We start from the raw sequence: 23,227 nt of genomic DNA, 5'->3' as shown, positions 1-23,227 counted from the left end.
GATCGCCATGTCACTTCTAGAAATCAAGAATCTGAATGTGCGCTTCGGCGATGCCAGCGCGGTACCGGTGGTCGACGGTCTCGACCTGACGGTGAACGAAGGTGAAGTCCTGGCGATTGTCGGCGAGTCCGGTTCGGGCAAGTCGGTGACCATGATGGCGCTGATGGGCCTGATCGACGCTCCCGGGCGGATCACCGCCGATGCCCTCACCTTCGACGGCACCAACATGCTCAAGCTCAGCGGCCGGCAACGGCGCAAGGTGGTCGGCAAGGATATGGCGATGGTCTTCCAGGACCCGATGACCGCCCTCAACCCTAGCTACACCGTGGGCTTCCAGATCGAGGAAGTCCTGCGCCAACACCTTGGCCTGCGTGGTAAAGCTGCCCGCCAGCGCGCCCTGGAGCTGCTCAAGAAAGTCGAGATTCCAGCGGCCGAAAGCCGCCTGGACGCTTACCCTCATCAACTCTCCGGCGGCATGAGCCAGCGCGTGGCCATCGCCATGGCCATCGCCGGCGAACCCAAACTGCTGATCGCCGATGAACCGACCACCGCCCTGGACGTGACCATTCAGGCGCAGATCATGGAGCTGCTGCTCAATCTGCAGAAAGAGCAGAACATGGCGCTGATCCTGATTACCCACGACCTGGCCGTGGTCGCCGAGACCGCCAAACGGGTCTGTGTGATGTATGCCGGGCAAGCCGTGGAGGTCGGTCAGGTACCGGAGCTGTTCGATGTACCGGCGCATCCGTACAGCGAAGCGCTGCTGGCGGCGATTCCCGAACACAGCGAAGGCGCCGAGCGCCTGGCGACCCTGCCCGGGATCGTGCCCGGTCGCTACGACCGTCCTGAAGGCTGCCTGCTGTCGCCGCGTTGCCCGTATGTTCAGGAAAACTGCCGCCGCCAGCGGCCAACCCTCGATCCCCAGGCCCACAGCCAGGTCCGTTGTTTCTACCCGTTGAACCAGGAGGTGGCGTAATGACCGTCGTCCTTACCGCCCGTGAACTGACCCGTCACTACGAAGTTTCCCGTGGCCTGTTCAAGGGCCATGCCCTGGTCCGAGCACTCAACGGCGTGTCCTTTGAACTTGAAGCCGGTAAAACCCTGGCCGTGGTCGGCGAATCGGGTTGTGGCAAATCGACCCTGGCGCGGGCCCTGACCCTGATCGAAGAGCCCTCTTCCGGCTCGCTGAAAATTGCTGGCCAGGAAGTCGCCGGGGCCAACAAAGCCGAGCGCAAGCAACTGCGCAAAGACGTGCAGATGGTGTTCCAGAGCCCCTACGCCTCGCTCAACCCACGACAGAAGATCGGTGACCAGTTGGCCGAGCCGCTGCTGATCAACACCAACCTGTCGAAGAGCGAACGGCGGGAAAAGGTTCAGGCCATGATGCAACAGGTCGGCCTGCGTCCGGAGCATTACCAGCGTTATCCACACATGTTTTCCGGTGGTCAGCGCCAGCGTATTGCCCTGGCCCGGGCGATGATGCTGCAACCGAAAGTGCTGGTGGCGGATGAGCCGACCTCGGCCCTCGACGTGTCGATCCAGGCCCAGGTGCTGAACCTGTTCATGGACCTGCAAAAAGAGTTCAACACCGCTTACGTGTTTATCTCGCACAACCTGGCAGTGGTGCGTCATGTCGCCGATCAGGTGCTGGTGATGTACCTGGGTCGCCCGGCGGAAATGGGGCCCAAGGAAGATATCTACAACAAGCCGCTGCACCCCTATACCCAGGCGCTGCTGTCGGCCACCCCGACCATTCACCCGGACCCGCTCAAGCCGAAGATCAAGATCGCCGGCGAGCTGCCCAACCCGTTGAACCCGCCACCGGGGTGCGCATTCCACAAGCGCTGCCCGTATGCCACCGAGCGCTGCGCTTCGGAGGAGCCGGCGTTCCGGCAGGTGGGGACGCGGCAGGTGGCGTGTCATTACGCCGAGCAGTTCCTCTAACTCCAGGTAGGAGCGGGCTTGCCCCGCGATTGCGGTCTATCAGTCATACCGTAATCGCGGGGCAAGCCCGCTCCCACTGGGGCATTCACCATTACCCTTCAATGCATAAAAATCGCGATCAGAATAATCACCGGGATAGGAACGCCGAGCATCCATAGCAATAGAGAGCGCATGGTATTTCTCCTGGTTGGTTGAAGCGTTATCGAATCGTTGCGCTGGTGTGCCGAACGGTAGCGTCAGCCGCACTGCCCTCCAGCCACTGCACCCGGTCGCGTTGACGGCCACCGAACAGTGCCGCGCAGCTGGCGAAGAACGCGCCGCATAGCAGAGCAACAAACGTCCATAGAGCAGTCCATGCAGCCACTTTGGCGGCGGTGTCAGCCGTCTGCTGCGCTTGAACCTTGGCTTGCTGGATTTGAGCGAACACTTGATCCACCCGTGCCTCGGCCTCGACCTGACTCACGCCAATACGCTGGGCTACCAGTTGGGCCAGATAAGTACGGTCTGCTTCACCCAGCGCGCCACCTTGAGCAATTGTCTTGGCCAGAATGCGACCCGCCACGCCATTGGCTGCGTCTTCATTGACCGCCACCGGGCTTTCACTACGGAACAGGCTGTCGACGAAGTAACCCATGGGGTCAGCCTTGGCCACAACAGTGGAAGCCGCGGCCATTGCCCCCATTCCCGCTTGCGCCCCTTTGCTGACCAGGCCGCCAGCACTGCCGACAATCAGCATCGCTGCCACCAGCGTGGCCACCGCCCAGGCGAGGAAGCCATGAGCCGTGTCGCGGAAATACACTTCATCGCCATGCAGGTTGGCCCATTTCACCCGTAGTCGGCCGGCGATATAACCACCAAGCCCTGAGGCAATAATCTGCGTTAGCAGCAGCCAGATGATCGTCGAGATGCCCATGGCTTCGGCGCTGGCGCCTTCGTCAGCCCAAGGCGAAGTGGCCGCCAAGCCCAGCCCCGCGCCAAGGATCACCAGGATCAACGACAGGGCAGCTGCAGCCGCAGCGCCGGCGAAAATCGCTGCCCACGATACCCCCGAGCGATTGGGAGCGTCATTGGCAACGGATGACAGTTCGGCAGAGGTAATCATGAGATAGCGCCTTTAGTCGTGAACAGGTCCAGTTGGCTTGCTCTAATAGCAGTGCAGGCGCTGTGCCAAATGTGGCAAAAAATATCTTGAAGAAGAATCAAAGGGTTAGCTTTCGGCGCATTGCGCAGCTCGTGCAAAACACCCGGATGGCCGTTGTTGGCTCAGGGTTTATGCAATGAATGCCGATATTTCTACCTAGGATCAGTTGGACTTGTTTCAATCCCAAGCCCCCGGCACTATTTCTGAATGACCCTGACCATGCTCCCAGACGGCCCCGAACAAACCGCGATCACCGCTGAAACCGTCCTGCGCTACCACCTGTGCTGGAAGCACCGCGACCTCGACGGGGTGATTGCGCTCTATCACCCGGACGTTCAGTACCACGACTTCTTCCAGAACCGTGTGCTCGGCTACCGCGAACTGCGCGATTACGTGCGCGCCTGCCTGCCCCATGAAACGGGCGAAGACATCGTTCACAGCGACCGGATCCGCGTTGACGGCTGCACCGCGTTCATCCAGTACCAGGTCACGGTCCAGGGCGGCGAAGGCCTGGTGGCGTTCCAGTCCAGCGAAGCCATTACCGTGAAGGACGGGCTGATCTGGCGGGTCAATGAATACGCCACCCTGATTCGCAGAGACAGCAACGGCAGCGCCCGTTCCGGCCCACGCCCGGCCACCAGCCGCCTGGGGCTGTCGCCACGCCAGCTGTCGACCATGGCCCAGGACCTGGAGCACTACTTCCAGCTCCAACGCCCTTACCTCGACCCGGAGCTCGATCTGCAGCAGGTCGCCGAGGCCAGTGGCTACAGCCGCAATCAAATCTCTTACCTGCTCAACCAGGTACTCGGCCAGAGCTTCTACCGCTACGTCAATCAGGCCCGCCTGCAGCACCTGCTCAATGGCCTGGAACACGCACCGGGCAGCGTCAAGATCGACGACCTGGCGTTCGCCGCCGGTTTCAATTCGCTGTCAGCTTTCTACAAGTGTTTCCGCCAGCACACCGGGCTCTCGCCCAAGGCCTGGGTCAAGCAGAATTCTCTGCGTGCACGCAGCTAAGACAACGCCCCCCGCCAGCTTCTAGGATCGTCCACAGACCGTAACGGAAGTGGAGCCCAAGACAATGCAGGCATGGCGCAAGATCAGCCTTTGGATGGACCAGCTGGATGAGACGCTGAGCGCGCGTGCGGCCCTGCAGCAGGACCTGGACGTGGACGTCTGCATCATCGGCGCCGGTTATACCGGGCTGTGGACCGCCTACTACCTCAAACTTCACGCACCGCAGTTGAACATCGCCATCATTGAGGCCAACATCGCCGGCTTCGGCGCCTCGGGCCGCAACGGTGGCTGGCTGATGGGCAACCTGCTGGGCGAGGACCGCCTGCTCGCAGCCAGCTCGCCAGAGCAACGCCGCGCCTCCTACGACCTGCTGCATGGCATTCCCGATGAAGTGCAGCGCGTTCTCGAACGTGAGGACATCGACTGCGACTACCGCAAAGGCGGCGTGCTGTATTGCGCGGCACGTTATCCAGAGCAGAAAGCGACCCTTCGCGCCTACCTGGACAAGCTGTACAAGCAAGGCCTGAACGAAGACGACTACCGCTGGCTGAGCCCTGAGCAACTGTCCAGCCAGCTGCGCGTAAGCAAAGCCTATGGGGCGATCTTCAATCCCAATGTGGCAACCATTCAGCCGGCCAAACTGGTGCGCAGCCTGGCCCGTACAGTGGAGCGCATGGGCGTGCGGCTGTACGAGAACAGCCCGGTGCTCGACTGGCGTGCAGGTGAAGTGCGCACCGCGCAGGCACGGGTCAAGTGTCAGTGGCTGGTGCCGGCCGTTGAAGGCTACTCGGTCAGCCTGCCGCCGCTGGGCCATTACCAGATGCCGGTACAGAGCCTGATTGTGGCCACCGAACCGCTGCCGGAGCAGGTCTGGGAGAAGATTGGTCTGAACCGCGGCCAGGCTTTCAGCGAAAACAGCCGCCAGGTCACCTATGGCCAGCGTAGCGCCGACAATCGCCTGGTGTTCGGCGCCCGTGGCGGCTACCGCTTTGCCGGGCGCCTGCGGGAGAACTTCGACCTCACCAGCAGCGAGATCGAGCTGCGCCGCTACCTGTTCGGCGAGCTGTTTCCGCAGCTCAAGGACGTCGCCATCACCCATGCCTGGGGCGGTAACCTGGGCATGGCCCGGCGTTTCCAGCCGCACATGCTCTGCGACCGCAAGCAAGGCATCGCCCTGGCCGGTGGCTACGGTGGCGAAGGGGTCGGTGCCAGCAACCTGGGCGGACGCACCCTGGCCGACCTGATCCTTGAACGGCGCAGCGAGCTGACCGAGCAACCCTGGGTTCACCCCGGCAGTACGCTGTCCAGCCTCAAAGGCTGGGAGCCGGAGCCGTGCCGCTGGCTGGGCTACAACGCCATCATCAAGAGTTTCGTCCATGAGGACCAGACCCTCGCCGACCCGGCCAGCGCCCCTTGGCGCCGACGCCTGGCCAGTGGCGTGGCGGACTTCATGGAAGGTTTCATGCGCTGACTTTTCGTTCCCTCTGCACAGGATCCACCGGTATGAGCATTACCCAGTTCAAGAACACCGACACTGTCGCGTTGCAAGAATCCAATCCGGTCGCCGTGCCTCTGGGCGAGCCGGTGGCGATTGCCTCGGTGACCGCTGTCGAGCGCAGCGACGGCGTCGAAACCGGCATCTGGGAGTGCACCCCGGGGCGTTGGCGGCGGCAGATTGTCCAGCAGGAGTTCTGCCACTTCATCAAGGGCCGCTGCACCTTCACCCCCGACGGCGGCGAGCCGCTGACCATCGAAGCGGGCGACGCCATCATGCTGCCCGCCAACAGCACCGGTATCTGGGATATCCAGGAGACCGTGCGCAAAACCTATGTACTGATTTTCTGATCGTTTGATCGCCTGCCTCCTTCGATAAAAACAGACAAAGCAAGGAATCCAGACATGCGCGCATTGCTCATCGCCCCCCTGTTGCTGGCTACCGCTGTGGCCCAGGCCGACTCGGTGAAAATCTACAACTGGTCCAGCTACATCGCTCCCGATACGCTGAAGAACTTCCAGCAAGCCAGCGGTATTGTGCCGACCTACGACGTGTTCGACAGCAACGAAACCCTCGACGGCAAGCTGATGACCGGTAACTCCGGCTATGACGTGGTATTCCCGTCCAACCACTTCATGGCCCGGCAGATCCAGGGCAAGGCGCTGAAAAAACTCGACAAGAGCCAGCTGCCGAACTGGCAGAACCTCAATCCGGTGCTGCTGAAGGCGCTGGAGGTCAACGACCCGGGCAACCAGTACGGCTTCCCGTATCTGTGGGGCAGCACCGGGATCGGCTACAACATCGACAAGGTCAAGGCGGTGCTGGGCGACGATGCCCCGGTGGATTCCTGGGACCTGATCTTCAAGCCCGAGTACATCAGCAAGCTCAAGAGTTGCGGCGTGGCAGTGCTGGACAACGGCCCGGAACTGCTGCCAATCGCCCTCAACTACCTGGGCCTGCCGCACCACAGCCAGGACCCCAAGGACTACGACAAAGCCAAAGAACTGCTGATGAAGGTGCGCCCGTATATCAGCTACTTCCACTCGTCGAAATACACCGGTGACCTGGCCAACGGCGATATCTGCGTGGTGGTGGGTTTCTCGGGTGACGTACTGCAGGCCAAGAACCGTGCAGAAGAAGCGAACAACAACGTCAAAGTCGGCTATTCGATTCCTAAAGAAGGCGCGCCGATGTGGTTCGACATGGTTGCCATGCCGGCCGATGCACCGGACGAGAAAGCCGGTTACGCCTACATGAACTACCTGCTGCAACCAGACGTGATGGCCAACATCAGCGACCATGTGCAGTACGCCAACGGCAACCTCAAGGCTGACACCCTGGTGGACCCGGCGCTGAAGGCCAACACCATGATCTACCCTAGCGACGAGATGCTCGGCAAGCTGTATGCACTGGAAGCGATGCCGGCCAAGATCGACCGCATTCGTACGCGGATCTGGACCAGCATTAAAGCGGGGAATTGAGACAATCGCGGGGCAAGCCCGCTCCCACAGACGGTGGGAGCGGGCTTGCCCCGCGATGTTTTTAGTGGTGCTCGCGAGTAGCGCGGAATTTCACATCCGGCCAGCGCTCTTCCATCAGCGCCAGGTTGACCCGGGTCGGGGCCAGGTAGGTCAGGTGACCACCGCCGTCGATGGCCAGGTTTTCCACAGCCTTGTTCTTGAATTCCTCAAGCTTCTTCTTGTCGTCACAGCTGATCCAGCGCGCGGACCAGACGGTGATCGGCTCGTAGGCGCATTCGACCTTGTATTCTTCCTTCAGGCGGCTGGCGACCACATCGAACTGCAGCACACCGACGGCGCCGAGGATGATGTCGTTGCTGCGCTCGGGGAAGAACACCTGGGTCGCGCCCTCTTCGGCCAGCTGCTGCAAGCCCTGACGCAATTGCTTGGACTTGAGCGGGTCTTTCAGGCGTACGCGGCGGAACAGTTCCGGGGCGAAGTGCGGAATACCGGTGAAGCCCAGCGCCTCGCCTTCGGTAAAGGTATCACCGATCTGGATGGTGCCATGGTTGTGCAGACCGATGATGTCACCGGCCCAGGCCTCTTCCAGCTGTTCACGCTCGGAGGAGAAGAAGGTTAGCGCGTCGCCGATCCGCAAGTCCTTGCCGGTACGCACGTGACGCATTTTCATGCCCTTTTCGTACTTGCCCGAGCAGATCCGCATGAAGGCAATACGGTCGCGGTGTTTGGGGTCCATGTTCGCCTGGATCTTGAACACGAAACCGCTGAACTTCTCTTCCACCGGCTCGACGCTGCGCTCGTTGGCGACGCGCGGCAATGGACGTGGCGCCCAGTCGACGACGGCATCGAGCACGTGGTCAACCCCGAAGTTGCCCAGTGCAGTACCGAAGAACACCGGGGTCAATTCGCCGCGCATGAACTCGTCCTGGTCGAATTCGTGGCAGGCGCCCTGCACCAGTTCCAGCTGCTCGAGGAAACGCTCGTACTCGTCACCCAGGTGCGCCCGGGCTTCGTCGGAGTCGAGTTTCTCGATGATCTTCACCTCGGTACGCTCGTGGCCATGGCCCGGGGTGTAAACGATGATGTAGTCGCCAGCCAGGTGGTACACGCCTTTGAAGTCGCGGTAGCAACCGATCGGCCAGGTGATCGGCGCGGCCTTGATCTTCAGTACCGCCTCGATTTCGTCGAGCAGCTCGATCGGGTCGCGGATATCGCGGTCGAGTTTGTTGATGAAGCTGACGATCGGCGTATCACGCAGACGGCAGACGTCCATCAGGGCGATGGTCCGTGGCTCGACGCCTTTACCGCCGTCGAGCACCATCAGCGCCGAGTCGACCGCGGTCAGGGTGCGGTAGGTATCTTCGGAGAAGTCTTCGTGACCCGGGGTGTCGAGCAGGTTGATCATGTGCTCGCGGTACGGGAACTGCATCACCGAGGTGGTGATGGAGATACCACGTTGTTTCTCCATTTCCATCCAGTCGGAGGTGGCATGGCGGTCGGACTTTCGCGATTTCACCGTACCGGCAACGGCAATCGCCTTGCCCATCAGCAACAGCTTCTCGGTGATGGTGGTTTTACCCGCATCGGGGTGGGAAATAATAGCGAAGGTGCGGCGTTTCGCGACTTCGGCGGCCTGGTTGGTCATGGGAAATCGCCTGGCAAGGGATTCAAAAAAGGGCGCAGATTATACCCGAAACCCGCAGCGGACCCAACCAGCGGCGCCTGCATCCCAGCCGAAATGGCCGGAATGCGGCTACCTCGGTCAATGATCGTCGAGCAGCTCTTCGCCGATGTGGGTAATTTCCAGACACAAGTCCAGCACCTGCCCGCCGCTGGTCGCCGCGCTGGCGAACCAGTGATCACCCACTCGCTGGCGGTCGACCGCCTGAAGTTCACAATTCGAGCGTGTCCGAATTCGCGCCTCGATCTTTTGCCCGACTTCCACTATCGAGGTCATGCTGGCGAAACTACCATCCTGAAGGGTCATCACCTTCCAGAGGCGCTGATCTTCGGGAGACTCAGCGTACAGCCCAGGGAATCCGTTATAGCTGCAGTCCAAGTGACGATTCTTGGAGTTGAAGTCTCGACCGGTACGACGGCTCCAGGACTGGATGTCGTAGTAGGGACGGCCGATGGATTCGTCAAACAGGCAACGAAACCAGAAGTAATGAGGCTTGCGCCCCAGAATTGACGTCACGATCATCCAGTCGTCAGCGACACGTGCGGCCTGGCCGTTCTTGATCGCTAGCTTGGCGCAATCAAGATAACCCTCGTAACCCGGCGTCGTACAAGCAACGTGGGCAATGAACGAACGATCATAGTTATGTTTGAGCATCGTTGGCTTTCCTTATCTGAGATTTTTCCAGGTCCGCAGACCACTCGTCGGAGTCTCCTCCAGCCCAGCATTCAAGGGGACTGACGAGGAAAAGCGCAGAGGGAAACGGGGTTCCATCACGCAAGTAGCGCTGGCCAAATGCTGCTTCAGATGGGAACCTTTACGGCTGTGGAGGCGTCCACTCCCCTGATATGCAATCGGTAATGACCGTTCGTCAGGGTTGGTTTCACCGGCACTACGAGCCTGACGAGGCATCGCTTATGGCGTGATTCGCTCCGTTCCGGACAGCACGCTGCTTATCGCGATCACACTGCCTGCCACCTGGAATGGTGGCCGCCACGGGAGTGTGTTCGCCGACAACAAAAGGAGTCCGCCTGTGGCTATACGCTATGGCAAGGGGCTGATGGGATGTGCCTTCGCGCTCGTCATCCTGGCCCTGCTGATCCACTGGATCGGCATCGATACGATCGCGCACTACCGCGCCGATCTGTGGTTCTACCTGCAAGCGCACCTGATGCTGGTGCTGCTGTCGATGGTGGCGGCGTTAGCCGTGGGCATACCCGCTGGGATTGCCTTGAGTCGACCACACCGGGTCGACCGCGCCGAACGTTTCATGCAGCTTTTCAATATTGGCAACACCATCCCCCCCTTGGCCGTTCTGGCCATTGCCCTGAGTTTCCTCGGCATTGGCGCCGGTCCCGCGATCTTCGCCCTGTTCCTCGCCTCCCTCCTGCCCATCGTGCGCAACACCTACGAGGGCCTGAAAAACGTTCCCGCCTCGCTCAAGGAAGCCGCCACCGGCATCGGCATGACAGCCCGTCAACGGCTGTGGCAGGTCGAGCTACCCAATGCGGTACCGATCATCGTCGGCGGTGTACGGGTGGCCCTGGCGATCAACGTCGGCACCGCACCGCTGTCGTTCCTGATCGGCGCCAACAGTCTGGGCAGCCTGATTTTTCCCGGCATCGCCCTGAACAATCAGCCGCAACTGCTGCTCGGCGCTGCCTGCACCGCTTTGCTCGCCCTCTTGCTCGACGCCCTGGTGGCGCAAGGCAGCCGGCGCTGGCTTGAACGCGGCCTGGCCCACTAAGCGAAGGAACTCCAATGAAAAGAATCGCCTTGTTACTGGGCGCGGCCCTGCTGTTCTCGGGATTTGCCCAGGCCGCGACAAAACCTGTGATCCGCCTCGGCGCACGGGTCTTCACCGAACAGACCGTGCTGGCGGAAATCACCGCCCGCTACCTCAACCAGAACGGCTTCGATGTGCGTATTACCGGCGGCCTGGGCAGCAATCTGGCCCGCAGCGCCCATGAAACCGGCCAGCTGGACATGGTCTGGGAATACACCGGGGTGTCGCTGGTGTCCTATAACCACATCGACGAGCGCATGCCCAGCGCCGCGGCGACTTATGCCAAGGTCAAGGAACTGGATGCCAGGAAAGGTCTGATCTGGCTGGCGCCATCGAAATTCAGCAACACCTACGCCCTGGCCCTGCCGCGCAAGATTGCCGAGCAGTATCCGCAGGTAAACAGCATCAGCCAGCTGAACCAGGTATTGCGTGAGGAGAAACAACGCACACATGTGATCGCCCTGGACACCGAGTTCGCCAATCGCCCCGACGGACTGGTCGGCCTCGCCGAAACCTACGACCTGCAACTGACCCGCCGTAACATCCGCCAGATGGACGCCGGCCTGGTCTACACCGCGCTGCGCAACGGCCAGGTATTCAGTGGCCTGGTCTACACCACCGACGGACGTCTGAGCGCCTTTGACCTGAAGCTGCTCGAAGACGACAAACACTACTTCCCCGACTACACCGCCGCCCCGGTGGTGCGTAAGGAAGTCCTCGACGCCCACCCGCAACTGGCCACCCTGCTCAAGCCGCTGGCCGAGCAACTGGATGACCAGACCCTGCGCGAGCTCAACGCCAAAGTCGACGTCGAGCACCAGAGCCCGGGCAAGGTCGCCGCCGAGTACCTGCGCCAGCATCCACCTGCACAGGAGCAGCCATGACCATGCTCGATACCTTCGCTCACCTGGACTGGGCCCAGGTCCTGCACCTGACCTGGCAGCACATCACCCTGGTCGGCATCGCCGTCAGCCTGGCGATTCTGTTCGGCGTACCGCTGGGCATCCTCATGACCCGCTTCCCTGCCCTCGCCGGCCCCTTGCAGGCGTGCGCCACGGTGCTGCTGACCATCCCCTCGATTGCCCTGTTCGGCCTGCTGTTGCCGTTCTACTCCAAGTTCGGCCAGGGCCTGGGGCCACTGCCGGCGATCACTGCGGTGTTCCTGTATTCATTGCTGCCGATCCTGCGCAACACCTACCTGGCGCTGACCAATGTCGAGCCAGGGATTCGTGAAGCCGCGCGCGGTATCGGCATGACCTTCGGCCAGCGCCTGCGCATGGTCGAACTGCCCATCGCCGTGCCGGTGATCCTCGCCGGCGTGCGTACCGCCGTGGTGATGAATATTGGCGTCATGACCATCGCCGCCACCATCGGCGCCGGTGGCCTGGGCGTACTGATCCTGACCTCCATCAGCCGTAGCGACATGTCGATGCTGCTGGTCGGTGCAATGCTGGTGAGCCTGCTGGCCATCTTCGCTGACCTGCTGCTGCAAACCCTGCAACGTGCCCTGACTCCAGAAGGACTGCGCAAATGATCGAACTCCAGAACCTGAGCAAGACCTTTCACGCCAACGGTAAAGACGTCAAAGCCGTCGACGCTGTCAGCCTGACCGTCAATGAAGGCGAAATCTGCGTGTTCCTCGGCCCGTCCGGTTGCGGCAAAAGCACCACGCTGAAAATGATCAACCGCCTGATCACGCCAACCTCCGGCAAGGTGCTGATCAACGGCGAAGACACCACGGGACTCGACGAAGTCACCCTGCGCCGGCGTATCGGCTATGTGATCCAGCAGATCGGTCTGTTCCCCAACATGACCATCGAGGAAAACATCACCGTGGTCCCGCGCCTGCTCGGCTGGGACAAGCAAAAGTGCCATGAGCGTGCCCGCGAATTGATGAGCATGATCAAGCTCGAACCCAAGCAGTACCTGCAGCGCTACCCGCGCGAATTGTCCGGTGGCCAGCAACAGCGCATCGGGGTGATCCGCGCCCTGGCCGCCGAGGCACCGCTGCTGTTGATGGACGAACCGTTCGGCGCGGTCGACCCGATCAACCGCGAGATGATCCAGAACGAGTTTTTCGAGATGCAGCGGGCGCTGAACAAGACCGTGATCATGGTCAGCCACGACATCGACGAGGCGATCAAACTGGGTGACAAAATCGCCATTTTCCGCGCCGGTAAACTGATCCAGATCGACCATCCGGATACGTTGCTGGCGCACCCGGCCGATGACTTCGTGAGCAACTTCGTCGGTCAGGACAGCACGCTCAAACGCCTGTTGCTGGTACGCGCCGAAGACGCCGCCGACAACGCACCGTCAGTCAGCCCGCAAACGCCGGTCAACGATGCGCTGGAACTGATGGACGAGCATGATCGGCGCTACGTGGTGGTCACCGATGCACAGAACAAGGCCATGGGCTATGTGCGTCGGCGCGACCTGCATCGCCAGCACGGTAGCTGCGCCGACTTCCTGCGCACTTTCAATGCCACCGCGTCCCATGACGAGCACCTGCGCATCCTGCTGTCGCGGATGTACGAGTTCAATCGTTCGTGGTTGCCGGTGCTGGATGCCGAGCAGGTGTTTCTGGGGGAAGTGACTCAAGAGTCGATTGCCGCTTACCTGAGTTCGGGGCGTTCGCGTGGGGGCAAGACCTGTATCGTATCGCCGGCTGAAGCACTAGCCTGACCCTGAACATAATCGCCGGCAAGGCCGGCTCCCACAGAGGTCAACTTAATACCTGTGGGAGCCGGCCTTGCCGGCGATGGGCTGCGACAGCAGCCCCAACCCATTCAGAACCCTACACTGGCCTGCACATAGAAGGTACGCGGCTCACCCAGGTAGATCCCCGAGTTGTTGTCGCTGGAACGGGTGTAGTACTGCTTGTCGAAGATATTCTTCACCCCTGCCGCCAGCTTCAGGTTCGATAGCTCCTGGCCGAAGTCGTAGCCACCGCGCGCCGCCCAGGTGACGTAGCCAGGAATGTCGCCAAACTGACCGTCGGCACTCGGCTCGGTGATGTAGTCACCGTTGAAACTACCATCTTTATTCATACCAGTGCCCGGTGCGCGTTGCTTCGACTGGGCAAAGGCATCCAGGTTCCAGGTCCAGCGATTGATCTGGTAACGCAGCCCGGCGTTAACCACTTGCCGCGAGTAGAACGGCAGGTCGCGGCCTTTGAAACCGGGAATTTCCCCTTCATAGGTGGCGCGGGTGTAGGTGAATGCGGCATTGGCGCTCAGGCCCTGTAGACGTGGGTCGAGACCCGACAGGTCATAGTGCATCGAGGCCTCGATACCCTGGTGCTTGGTCGCACCAAGATTGGTCCAGCCAATGTCGTTGCTGATGTATTGCAGTTCGTCATCGAAGTCGATGTAGAACGCAGTCAGCTCGCCGCCCCAGGTACCATTGTTGTATCGGGTACCCACTTCATAGGTCTTGGCTTTTTCCGGTTCCAGGCCATTGGCGGTCTGGTCACCGATACCACCCTGCCCGAGCTGGAAGTACTGCAGGCTGCCGAACGAGGTTTCGTAGTTGGCAAACAGCTTCCATTCATCGGACAGGTGGTACATCACACTCAACGCTGGCAATGGCTCGTTGCTCGTCACACTGCGGTTCTTCTCCTGCACCGGCTTGCCGTCGGTACCGATCACCGGACGCTCATGCCAATCCGTATTGATGTGCTCGAAGCGAACGCCCGGGGTGATGGTCCAGTTGCCGACATCGATCTTGTCGTCAATGTAGTAGGCGCTGGCTTCGGTGCCACCGGTACGATCCTGGAACACATGCCCGTCAGAGCCTGGTGCCGGGGTCGGGACGTTGTCGACCAAGGCCAGACGCGTCGATTGTTCGTGCATCGCTTCCTTGAGATAGCGATAACCGACACTGACTTCCTGGGTGGTCGGGCCGGCAAAGAAGATCCGCGATACACGCGGTTCGATCGCAAAGGTGTGGTAACTGCGCGGGTACGACGACAGGGTCTTCTGGTCGCGGGCGGCGATGCTGCTGCCACGGAAGCTGTCGGTGTAGTAGGTCTGCACTTCGAACTGGGTAAGGTCGTCGATCTGGCGCAGGTACTTGAGCGAGACGTCTTTACGGCGGCCGCTGAAGTTGTCGTGGTCGCGATCGGACTGGTACGGATCGTCGTCGAACTGCGCCTGGGTCAGACCGCCGGGCATATCGGCCTTGGCGTCGTAATAGTGAAAGTTAAGCCACAACTCGTCGCTGTCAGTCACCGCCCAATGGGTCTTCAACAGCACGTCGTCGATGTCGTTGCCGTTGTTGCTGCTGCGATAGCCATTACCGTTGACCCCGGAATACAGCAACGCCGCGCCCAGGCCGTTGTCAGCGGTACCGCCGAGGAACGCCGACTCGATATGTTTCCAGCCACCATGGCGAGAAGTTTCCATGGTGGTGGACAGCTCGCCAGTGGCCTTTTCCGGAATTGCCCGGGTCACGAAGTTGATGACCCCACCGACGTTCTGCGGACCATAACGTACCGAGCCGGCACCACGGACCACATCGATGCTGTCGAGGTTGCCAGAGGAGATCGGTGCCATCGACAGCTGCGGCTGACCATACGGGGCGAAGGCCGCTGGAATGCCATCGATCAGTACGGTGGAGCGCGGCGACAAGCGCGAGGTCAGACCGCGCACGCCGACGTTGAGGGCTATATCGCTGCCGCCGGTACCGTTTGAATCCTGCACCTGCACACCCGGAATGCCACGCAGCACATCGCGCACGTTCATCGCGCCTTGCTCGACCATCGCCTCGCGGCGCACCACAGTCCGGGCGCCAGGATGGTTCTGGACCACGGTTTCTTCGGCGTTGCCAAGCCAGTCACCGACGACCTTGACGTCGGTCGGCGCCAGTTCGAGGCTACCGGTGGTCAGGGTACCCGCACTCTGCGCAGGCTTGAGCACCACGGTGCCCTGGGAAATCTCGTAAGTCAGCCCGCTGCCTTGCAGCAGTGTCTGCAGAGCCTGCTCCGGCGCCAGGGTGCCGGACACGGCCGGAGCTTGCTTGCCGGCCACCAGCTCGGGGCTGAAGAACAGCTGCAGCGAAGTCTGCTGCCCCAGTTGGCTCAAGGCCGAAGCCAGCGACTGGGCCGGGATCTGGATGCTGGTCGCCGCCTGGTCGGCATAGCTGCTGGCGATACCGCCACTGACCGCCAGGGCCAGCGCCAGTGGCAGCAAACGGGTGCGCAGGCGTGGGGCAGAACGCGGGGAAAACTTGTTGTTGTTCACGTCTTCGAGAAATCCTGAGGGGCCGGATAAAATGCCATCTGCATGCAAATGGAAATGCTTGGCAGTTGCAGTTGGCCAGGAAGACGAACAACTGAAAAAAAACCTGAATTTATTTTGAAATTATTTCGCTGGAGCCATCGGCATGGGTCTTGATAGCCACCGGCAGGATGCTCGGCAGAGCCCGCAACAAGGCGTCGGTGTCGTCACTGCTGAAGGTGCTGCTCAGGCGCAACGCCGCCACCTCGCCCGCGGCCACGCGCAAGGGTTGGGCACGGTAGCGCGAGACTTCCTCGACCACTTCGCTCAACGGCGCGTCATTGAACACCAGCTTGCCCTTGCGCCAGGCGGTCAGCGCCGCAGCGTCCACCGCATAAGGTGTGGCGACCTGACCCTGGGCATCGATCTGCGAACCAAGACCGGCAGTGAGTAACGCCTGGCTGGCGCCACTGCCCTGGACCCTGACCGAGCCTTGCTCTACGGCTACCCGGGTGCGGGCCGGATCCAGGCGTACGTCGAAACGGGTACCAGTGACCGTGACCGTGCCGTTGCTGGTACTCACGACAAAAGGCCGTGTCGTGTCATGGGCGACACTGAACATGACTTCCCCGGCGCTCAATTCGATTCGCCGTTGCCCGGCGCTGAAATCGACTTTCAGTTGCGTACGGCCATTGAGCTCCAGCTGTGAGCCGTCCGGCAGCTCGAGTTGGCGGCGCTCGCCAAGGGCCGTCTGCAACTGGTCCTGATAGTTGAGCTGGTGCTGTTGCCAGCCGAACCAGCCAAGCCCCACGGCCGCGACTGCGACACCCGCGGCCAGCGCCTGCTGAACGAAGCGCCGACGCGGCAACGGGCGCACCGGATCGGCCTGGCACAACGCCTCAAGACGCGCACGCGGCAAAACATCTGCGGCGCCCCAGAGCTGGCCGAGCAGATCGTACTCATGCTGATGCTGCGGGTGCTGCGCCAGCCAGACGTCGAATTGCGCCTGTTGGTCTGCGCCCAACGCCCCGTCACGGGTCCGGGCAAACCACTGGGCTGCCTGCTCGCGCATGGCTTCGGTGCCACACAGGCACGCGTCATGATTCATGAAAACATTCGCCTGACTCATCTCGTCGACACATCCAGGTGCTCACGCAGATGCCGGAGCGTGCGGATCATATACTTTTCGACCATGTTCTTGGTCAAGCCCATGCGCTCGGCGATTTCCGCCTGGGTCAGTCCTTCGAGCTTCTGCCAGATGAACACCCGGCGACAATTTAGCGGCAATTGCGCCAGGGCGCGCTCGACGCTGTCAGCCAGCTCGATGGCATGCATGTAGGCCTCCGGGTCGCCACTGGCATCGCAGGCAGGATCGAATAAGTCTTGCTCGACGGCCTGGCGGCGATCTTCGCGGCGGTAACCATCCACCGCAATATTGCGCGCGGTCTGGTGCAGGTAAGCGCGGGGTTGCTCGACTCCGGCCTGGTCATTTTCCAGCACCCGGACAAACGCATCATGTGCCAGATCCTCGGCCTGCTGGCGATTGCGCAATTTGCGCGTCCAGGTGCCGATCAGCTCTTGGTAGTGGTCGAGAAAGCCTTTGTGTCGCGACACGATGCGGGGGTCTTCGCCAAGCGATGAGGAATGACGCGAATAGTAATGTTTCTTATTAAGCGCAGCAATCGAAGATGATGGCAGGCGACGAAGCGTGATCGGGATAAAAAAATGTGCGGGTGGCAACGCGCAGGATGGCCGCTGAGCACGAAAAAAAAATTGAACGCCAGCGCCCTGTGCCCCTGAAATGCATGCGTGTTTTCTGGCGGCCAACTGAGGTCTTTTTTGCCACTTTCGTCGCTAAATTCGCCGATCACACAGCGTGAAAGCAAACTTACCGAATCGCTGAAAGATCTGTGGGCTTTTCGGTATTTTTAACGCTTTTGTCATCAAATTGAACATCTACTGTTTACCTGGGTCGGTTAAAAAGTGGCTGTGCGGGATGGGGCGACAGACGTGTGCAAAATCGCGACATTTTTTGTTGATCTTGAGCCCCTCAGGTCCTAAAGTTCGCGCCGAACGTCCATGCTGGAAACGATCCATCCGGCTCAAGTACTGACGACGAGACAGCAAGGTCACCCGTAGCTCGCTTTATCACGCACGGTGACCTTTTTGCTTTCGGCGACATGCCTTGGGAAGTAGGCGAACCAAAGTGGGGATACGGAGGGCGTTCAGTTGCAGCCACTTTTTTATTCAGTTTGCCCATGGAGTCCCTAAGCATGTCGATTCAGGTCGAAGACTACTTCGCGCGCGATACCTTTCAGAAAATGAAGGCGTTCGCTGACAAGCAAGAAACCCCGTTCGTACTCATCGACACCCAGATGATCAGCCAGGCCTACGACGACCTGCGCGCCGGTTTCGAATTCGCCAAGGTTTACTACGCGGTCAAGGCCAACCCAGCCGTGGAAATCATCGACCTGCTCAAGGAAAAAGGCTCGAGCTTCGACATCGCCTCGATCTATGAGCTGGACAAAGTGATGGGCCGTGGCGTCAGCGCCGATCGCATCAGCTATGGCAACACCATCAAGAAATCCAAGGACATCCGCTACTTCTACGAGAAGGGCGTGCGTCTGTATGCCACCGACTCCGAAGCCGACCTGCGCAACATCGCCAAGGCCGCACCGGGTTCGAAGGTTTACGTGCGTATCCTCACCGAAGGCTCGACCACTGCCGACTGGCCGCTGTCGCGCAAGTTCGGCTGCCAGACCGACATGGCCATGGACCTGCTGATCCTCGCCCGCGACCTGGGCCTGGTGCCTTACGGTGTGTCTTTCCACGTCGGTTCCCAGCAGCGTGACATCAGCGTCTGGGACGCGGCGATCGCCAAGGTCAAAGTGATCTTCGAACGCCTGAAGGAAGAAGACGGCATCGAGCTCAAGCTGATCAACATGGGTGGCGGCTTCCCGGCCAACTACATCACCCGTACCAACAGCCTGGAAACCTACGCCGAAGAAATCATCCGTTTCCTCAAGGAAGACTTCGGTGACGACCTGCCGGAAATCATCCTCGAGCCAGGCCGTTCGCTGATCGCCAACGCCGGCATCCTGGTCAGTGAAGTGGTGCTGGTGGCGCGCAAGTCGCGTACCGCCGTCGAGCGTTGGGTCTACACCGACGTCGGCAAGTTCTCCGGCCTGATCGAAACCATGGACGAGTCGATCAAGTTCCCGATCTGGACCGAGAAAAAAGGCGAGATGGAAGAAGTAGTGATCGCCGGCCCGACCTGCGACAGCGCCGACATCATGTACGAGCACTACAAATACGGCTTGCCACTGAACCTGGCCATCGGTGACCGCCTGTACTGGCTGTCGACCGGTGCCTACACCACCAGCTACAGCGCGGTGGAGTTCAATGGCTTTCCGCCACTGAAAGCCTACTACCTGTAATGACAGTATCGGGCTGCTGAGTACACCATCGCGGGGCCGCTGCTGAAAATCAGCAACGGCCCCGCGCTACATTCAGCGCCCGGCTTCGAGTTGCGCCAAACGTTCTCGGTAGGAAATTGCCAGGCTACGGATTTCGGGCTGTTCGGCCTGCTCCAAGGCCGGGCCGGCTACCCTCAGGAAATTCTCGTTGCCAGCGACTAACGCGCGCTGCAACCAGGCCAGGGCCTCTTGTGTCTGCCCCTGAGCCGCCAATACCCCGGCATGACTGAACTGTCCGCGAAAATCTCCGGCCTCAGCTGAACGCTGGTACCAACGCTGTGCGCCTGACACATCGAGCGGGCAATGCAGACCTTCCTCCAGAAAACGCCCCAACAGGTTCATCGACTTGGCATGACCGAGTTCAGCTGCTTGCCGATACCAGGCCAGCGCCGCTACGTCGTCCTGGGCAACACCCCGCCCGGTAGCGAGCATATTGGCGCGGTTGTACATCCCCCAGTCCAGCCCGGCTCGCGCCGCCCGGTCATAGTGCCGAGCAGCCCGAGCTAGATCCACCTCCCCGCCCCAACCATGCTCCAGGCAACGCCCGAGCATATTGTCGGCCATGGCACTGCCATGCGCGGCCGCTATGGCAAACCAGCGCCGAGCCAGACCGGAGTCCTGCTCGATGCCACGCCCGTCGAGCAGGATCTGCCCAAGCAGCAACTGGGCCTCAACCACCTCCTGTCCCGCTGCCGCCAATATCGCCTGAGCAGCCTTTGCCGGGCTGTGCTCAAGCATCTGGGCGAACTGCTCGCTGTCAACTTCCTGCCGATTACGCATTGCGAAAGCCATGTCTCAGACCTCGACCCAGCGGCGCAGCAGATTGTGATAGGTGCCGGTCAGCTGGATCAGTGCCGGGTGATCGGGCATGTCTGCTGTCAGCTGCTGGATTGCGTTATCCATCTCGAACAGCAAAGCGCGCTGACTGTCTTCGCGAACCAGGCTCTGGGTCCAGAAGAACGCGGCATAACGTGCGCCACGCGTGACCGGATTGACCTTGTGCAGGCTGGTGCCCGGATAGAGCACCAGGTCGCCTGCCGCCAGCTTCACTTGTTGCACACCGTAGGTGTCCTGGATCACCAGCTCACCACCGTCGTAGTCTTCGGGGTTGCTCAGGAACAGGGTCGAGGACAGGTCGGTACGCACCCGCTCGTGGCTGCCGCGGGGCTGGCGCAGGGCGTTATCAATATGAAAGCCGAAATTGCCACCTTCGCGATAGCAGTTGATCAAGGGCGGGAAGACCTTGTGCGGCAGCGCCGCCGACATGAACTGTGGGTGCTGCCACAAACGCTCGATCAGCGCCGTGCCGATTTCCTTGGCCAGTGGATGGCCTTCGGGGAGCTGCAGGTTGTGCTTGGCCTTGGCCGACTGATAACCCGCGGTGATCTTGCCGTCGGCCCACTCGGTCCGCTCCAGCGCCTCACGGATACGCGTGACTTCCTCGGTGGAGAACAGTCCGGAAATGTGTAGCAGCATGGCGCAGGCACCTGAAAGCATAAAAAGATGTCAATGGTATTGATTCCCATTGGCTTACCACAAGCCCTTTCTGAGGGGTGCGACGTTTCAGCAATGGAAACCCGCAGTTACAAATTGTAAAGATTGTAAATTCCCCACAAATAGCAACCTTTCTCAATTGTTACTCATATTTGTTTACATTATATTTCGCGGCCTTGAAAACCTGGGGAAGGGGACCACCATGCCGCGTCACTATGTGCCAACCGCTGTCAGTTCACCACGCTTGCTCGCCTCTGCCATTGGTGTAGCGCTTACTGCTACTTCCGCCGGACACCTGGCTTATGCCGCAGAAGCCGAGCCGGCCAAGAACGACGCGATTGCCCTGGACGCGACCAGCGTTACCGGCCAGGCCGACGCGGCAAGCACTGATTACAAGGTGGAGAGTGCTTCTTCGCCGAAGTACACCGCACCGCTGGTAGACATTCCACGCAGCGTGACCGTGATCCCTCAGCAGGTCATCAAGGACACCAACGCCCTTAACCTGCAGGACGCCCTGCGTACTGTGCCTGGCATCACCATGGGCGCCGGCGAAGGCGGCAACCCGTCAGGCGACCGCCCCTTCATTCGTGGCTTCGACTCGCAAAGCTCGATGTACCTGGACGGTGTACGTGACACTGGCTCGCAGACCCGCGAAATCTTCGCGATTGAATCGGTCGAAGTCGCCAAGGGCCCGAACTCGACTATCGGCGGTCGTGGTGCGGCGGGCGGTACCATCAACCTGGTGAGCAAACGCGCCCACATGGGCAACTCCACCGACGCTGGCTTCACCTGGGGCTCGGACCAGACCCAACGCTACACCTTCGATGGCAACTATCAGTTCCTCGACACCGCCGCGTTCCGCCTGAACCTGATGAGTCACGAAAGCAACGTCGCCGGCCGCGACGAGGTCAACTATGACCGTTGGGGCGTAGCGCCGTCGCTGGTCTTTGGCCTGGGCACTGAAACCCGCCTGAGCCTGGATTACTACCACATGGAAAGCGATGACCTGCCAGATTCAGGCATCCCTTACAGCCTTAAATCCGGCAGCTCCGCCAATCGTACGTCGGCAAACCCCGACAAGCCGACTGATGGCGGCGACAGTGACAACTTCTACGGTCTGGTTGGCCGCGACTTCTTCAAGAGCCGCGCAGATATCGCCACCATCGCTCTGGAACATGACCTGAGTGATGCGCTGACCATCAAGAACACCCTGCGCCACGGCAACACCCTGCAGGATTACATCTACAGTCAGCCTGACGACAGCAAGGGCAACATCCTCAAGGGTGAAGTCTGGCGTCGCCCGAACAACCGTGTCGCCAATACCCGCACCACCACCAACCAGACCGACCTGTTCGGTGAGGTATACATCGGCGGGTTCAAGAACACCTTCTCTACCGGTATCGAATTGAGCCGCGAAGCCTCGACCAAGGAAGGCTACGACGTTACCGGCTTCAAGTCGGGTGACTGTTCCAAGGGCGAAGGCCTTGTTCCTGGCGTGTGCACCTCGTTCCCCAACCCCGACCCGAATGAAGCATGGGGTGGTAGCGTCAGCCGCACCAACGCGGGTGCCGACACCACCAGCAACACCCGCGCCATCTACCTGACCGACACCCTGGAACTGGATCCTGCCTGGTTACTGACCATGGGCTTGCGCTACGACCATTTCGACACCAAGGCCAAGACCAAAGTCGCCAGTGGCGCCACCAGCTTCAAGACTGAAGACACCAGCGAGTTCGTCACCGGCCAACTGGGCCTGACGTGGAAGCCTGCGGAAAACGGCAGCATCTACATTTCCTATGCCACCTCGGCGACCCCCGCTGGCGCTTCGCTGGGTGAAGGCAGCGACGGCAACCCGCTGCTGACGGCCACGACCAGCAGCGAACTGAAACCGGAAGAAACCACCAACTACGAAATCGGCACCAAGTGGGACTTGCTGGACCAGCGCCTGGCCCTGACCGCCGCGGTTTTCCGTACCGAGAAGGAAAACGCCCGGGTACTGGTCAGCAGCAACACTTACGAGAACGTCGGCAAAAGCCGCGTAGACGGTCTGGAACTGACAGCCACCGGTAAATTGACCAATAACTGGCAAGTCTTTGCGGGCTACACCTACATGGACGCCAAACTGGTCGATGGCGGCAAACAGAATGTGGGGGGGGTATTCGTCGACAGCCCGAACAACGACAACCAGATGCCGAACACCCCGAATAACAGCCTGACCTTGTGGACCACCTACAACGTCACCCCGAAACTGACCATCGGTGGCGGTGCCTTCTATGTCGACGACGTGTTTGGCAACGTCAACAACACCGTTATGGTCGACTCGTACTGGCGCTACGACGCCATGGCCAGCTACAAGCTGACCAAGAACGTCGACCTGCAGTTGAACGTGCAGAACCTTACCGACGAGGTCTACTACGACAAAGCCTACGGTGCCCATTACGCCAACCAGGCAGCCGGCCGCACCGCCCTGCTGAGCACCAACTTCCACTTCTGAGT

At 60.6% G+C, this 23,227-nt stretch carries 20 protein-coding genes; 12 read left to right on the top strand and 8 right to left on the bottom strand.

Going from position 1 to position 23,227, the window contains the following annotated elements; all coding sequences use genetic code 11:
- Nucleotides 1–7: 7 nt before the first annotated feature.
- On the top strand, nucleotides 8–976 hold the full coding sequence (locus tag AC07OF_RS03475) for an ABC transporter ATP-binding protein (RefSeq protein WP_038614465.1): 969 nt from the start codon (nucleotides 8–10) through the stop codon (nucleotides 974–976).
- Nucleotides 976–1,944, top strand: a complete 969-nt coding sequence (locus AC07OF_RS03470) for a peptide ABC transporter ATP-binding protein (RefSeq protein ID WP_038614467.1) — start codon at nucleotides 976–978, stop codon at nucleotides 1,942–1,944. Before AC07OF_RS03475 ends, AC07OF_RS03470 begins: the two co-directional genes overlap by 1 nt.
- Nucleotides 1,945–2,143: 199 nt before the next feature.
- Here the strand turns inward: AC07OF_RS03470 and AC07OF_RS03465 are convergent, their stop codons facing one another.
- On the bottom strand, nucleotides 2,144–3,046 hold the full coding sequence (locus AC07OF_RS03465) for a hypothetical protein (RefSeq protein ID WP_495072576.1): 903 nt from the start codon (nucleotides 3,044–3,046) through the stop codon (nucleotides 2,144–2,146).
- Nucleotides 3,047–3,292: 246 nt separating this feature from the next.
- On the opposite strand from AC07OF_RS03465, the gene AC07OF_RS03460 reads away from it, so the two are divergent.
- The 4 genes from AC07OF_RS03460 to AC07OF_RS03445 all read left to right on the top strand — a co-directional run bounded on the left by AC07OF_RS03460 (nucleotide 3,293) and on the right by AC07OF_RS03445 (nucleotide 7,078).
- On the top strand, nucleotides 3,293–4,102 hold the full coding sequence (locus AC07OF_RS03460; RefSeq protein ID WP_157194021.1) for a helix-turn-helix domain-containing protein: 810 nt from the start codon (nucleotides 3,293–3,295) through the stop codon (nucleotides 4,100–4,102).
- A gap of 64 nt (nucleotides 4,103–4,166) precedes the next feature.
- Entirely contained in the window at nucleotides 4,167–5,573 is a 1,407-nt protein-coding gene (locus AC07OF_RS03455; protein ID WP_157194023.1) for an NAD(P)/FAD-dependent oxidoreductase, read from the top strand.
- 32 nt (nucleotides 5,574–5,605) lie between these two features.
- On the top strand, nucleotides 5,606–5,947 hold the full coding sequence (locus tag AC07OF_RS03450; protein WP_038614473.1) for a cupin domain-containing protein: 342 nt from the start codon (nucleotides 5,606–5,608) through the stop codon (nucleotides 5,945–5,947).
- A 54-nt stretch (nucleotides 5,948–6,001) separates the two neighbouring features.
- Nucleotides 6,002–7,078, top strand: coding sequence for a polyamine ABC transporter substrate-binding protein (locus tag AC07OF_RS03445; protein WP_191832308.1), 1,077 nt, complete (start codon nucleotides 6,002–6,004; stop codon nucleotides 7,076–7,078).
- Between the two features lie 61 nt (nucleotides 7,079–7,139).
- Here AC07OF_RS03445 and AC07OF_RS03440 read toward each other — a convergent pair whose 3' ends face one another.
- Together AC07OF_RS03440 and AC07OF_RS03435 are read right to left on the bottom strand one after the other, a co-directional pair.
- Nucleotides 7,140–8,723: a peptide chain release factor 3 gene (locus AC07OF_RS03440; protein WP_038614477.1), complete on the bottom strand. Its 1,584-nt coding sequence runs from the start codon at nucleotides 8,721–8,723 to the stop codon at nucleotides 7,140–7,142.
- A 117-nt stretch (nucleotides 8,724–8,840) separates the two neighbouring features.
- Nucleotides 8,841–9,413: a hypothetical protein gene (locus AC07OF_RS03435; protein WP_157194027.1), complete on the bottom strand. Its 573-nt coding sequence runs from the start codon at nucleotides 9,411–9,413 to the stop codon at nucleotides 8,841–8,843.
- Between the two features lie 403 nt (nucleotides 9,414–9,816).
- On the opposite strand from AC07OF_RS03435, the gene AC07OF_RS03430 reads away from it, so the two are divergent.
- Genes AC07OF_RS03430 through AC07OF_RS03415 form a run of 4 tightly spaced genes read left to right on the top strand, consistent with a single transcriptional unit; the run spans nucleotide 9,817 to nucleotide 13,227 of the window.
- Nucleotides 9,817–10,503 carry an ABC transporter permease gene (locus tag AC07OF_RS03430; RefSeq protein WP_191832399.1) on the top strand — a complete coding sequence of 229 codons (687 nt, stop codon included), beginning with the start codon at nucleotides 9,817–9,819 and terminating at the stop codon, nucleotides 10,501–10,503.
- Nucleotides 10,504–10,517: 14 nt separating this feature from the next.
- Nucleotides 10,518–11,426 carry a glycine betaine ABC transporter substrate-binding protein gene (locus AC07OF_RS03425; protein WP_495072575.1) on the top strand — a complete coding sequence of 303 codons (909 nt, stop codon included), beginning with the start codon at nucleotides 10,518–10,520 and terminating at the stop codon, nucleotides 11,424–11,426.
- Nucleotides 11,423–12,076 (top strand): ABC transporter permease, encoded by a 654-nt coding sequence (locus tag AC07OF_RS03420; RefSeq protein WP_342623200.1) that lies wholly within the window; start codon nucleotides 11,423–11,425, stop codon nucleotides 12,074–12,076. Before AC07OF_RS03425 ends, AC07OF_RS03420 begins: the two co-directional genes overlap by 4 nt.
- The gene (locus AC07OF_RS03415) at nucleotides 12,073–13,227 is read left to right on the top strand and encodes an osmoprotectant ABC transporter ATP-binding protein OsmV (RefSeq protein WP_157194035.1); all 1,155 of its coding nucleotides are present in this window, start codon (nucleotides 12,073–12,075) and stop codon (nucleotides 13,225–13,227) included. Before AC07OF_RS03420 ends, AC07OF_RS03415 begins: the two co-directional genes overlap by 4 nt.
- Nucleotides 13,228–13,331: 104 nt before the next feature.
- Here AC07OF_RS03415 and AC07OF_RS03410 read toward each other — a convergent pair whose 3' ends face one another.
- From AC07OF_RS03410 to AC07OF_RS03400, 3 genes are all read right to left on the bottom strand, one after another.
- Nucleotides 13,332–15,785 carry a TonB-dependent siderophore receptor gene (locus AC07OF_RS03410; RefSeq protein ID WP_232478210.1) on the bottom strand — a complete coding sequence of 818 codons (2,454 nt, stop codon included), beginning with the start codon at nucleotides 15,783–15,785 and terminating at the stop codon, nucleotides 13,332–13,334.
- Between the two features lie 109 nt (nucleotides 15,786–15,894).
- A complete protein-coding gene (locus tag AC07OF_RS03405; protein WP_157194037.1) occupies nucleotides 15,895–16,869 on the bottom strand; it encodes a FecR family protein in 975 nt (324 codons plus the stop codon).
- Between the two features lie 17 nt (nucleotides 16,870–16,886).
- Entirely contained in the window at nucleotides 16,887–17,375 is a 489-nt protein-coding gene (locus AC07OF_RS03400; RefSeq protein ID WP_157194039.1) for an RNA polymerase sigma factor, read from the bottom strand.
- 659 nt (nucleotides 17,376–18,034) lie between these two features.
- Between AC07OF_RS03400 and AC07OF_RS03395 the strand changes: the two genes are divergently transcribed.
- A complete protein-coding gene (locus AC07OF_RS03395; protein WP_036993923.1) occupies nucleotides 18,035–19,198 on the top strand; it encodes a type III PLP-dependent enzyme in 1,164 nt (387 codons plus the stop codon).
- 72 nt (nucleotides 19,199–19,270) lie between these two features.
- Here AC07OF_RS03395 and AC07OF_RS03390 read toward each other — a convergent pair whose 3' ends face one another.
- Nucleotides 19,271–20,029, bottom strand: coding sequence for a tetratricopeptide repeat protein (locus AC07OF_RS03390; protein WP_157194041.1), 759 nt, complete (start codon nucleotides 20,027–20,029; stop codon nucleotides 19,271–19,273).
- Between the two features lie 3 nt (nucleotides 20,030–20,032).
- Nucleotides 20,033–20,713: a Fe2+-dependent dioxygenase gene (locus AC07OF_RS03385; protein WP_038614493.1), complete on the bottom strand. Its 681-nt coding sequence runs from the start codon at nucleotides 20,711–20,713 to the stop codon at nucleotides 20,033–20,035.
- Nucleotides 20,714–20,933: 220 nt separating this feature from the next.
- On the opposite strand from AC07OF_RS03385, the gene AC07OF_RS03380 reads away from it, so the two are divergent.
- Nucleotides 20,934–23,225, top strand: a complete 2,292-nt coding sequence (locus tag AC07OF_RS03380) for a TonB-dependent receptor (protein ID WP_157194043.1) — start codon at nucleotides 20,934–20,936, stop codon at nucleotides 23,223–23,225.
- Nucleotides 23,226–23,227: the final 2 nt, after the last annotated feature.

The organism is Pseudomonas sp. GW821-FHT10B02 (assembly GCF_059415665.1).
Note: the sequence above shows the minus strand (reverse complement) of the source record. Positions and strands in the feature narration are given on the sequence as shown.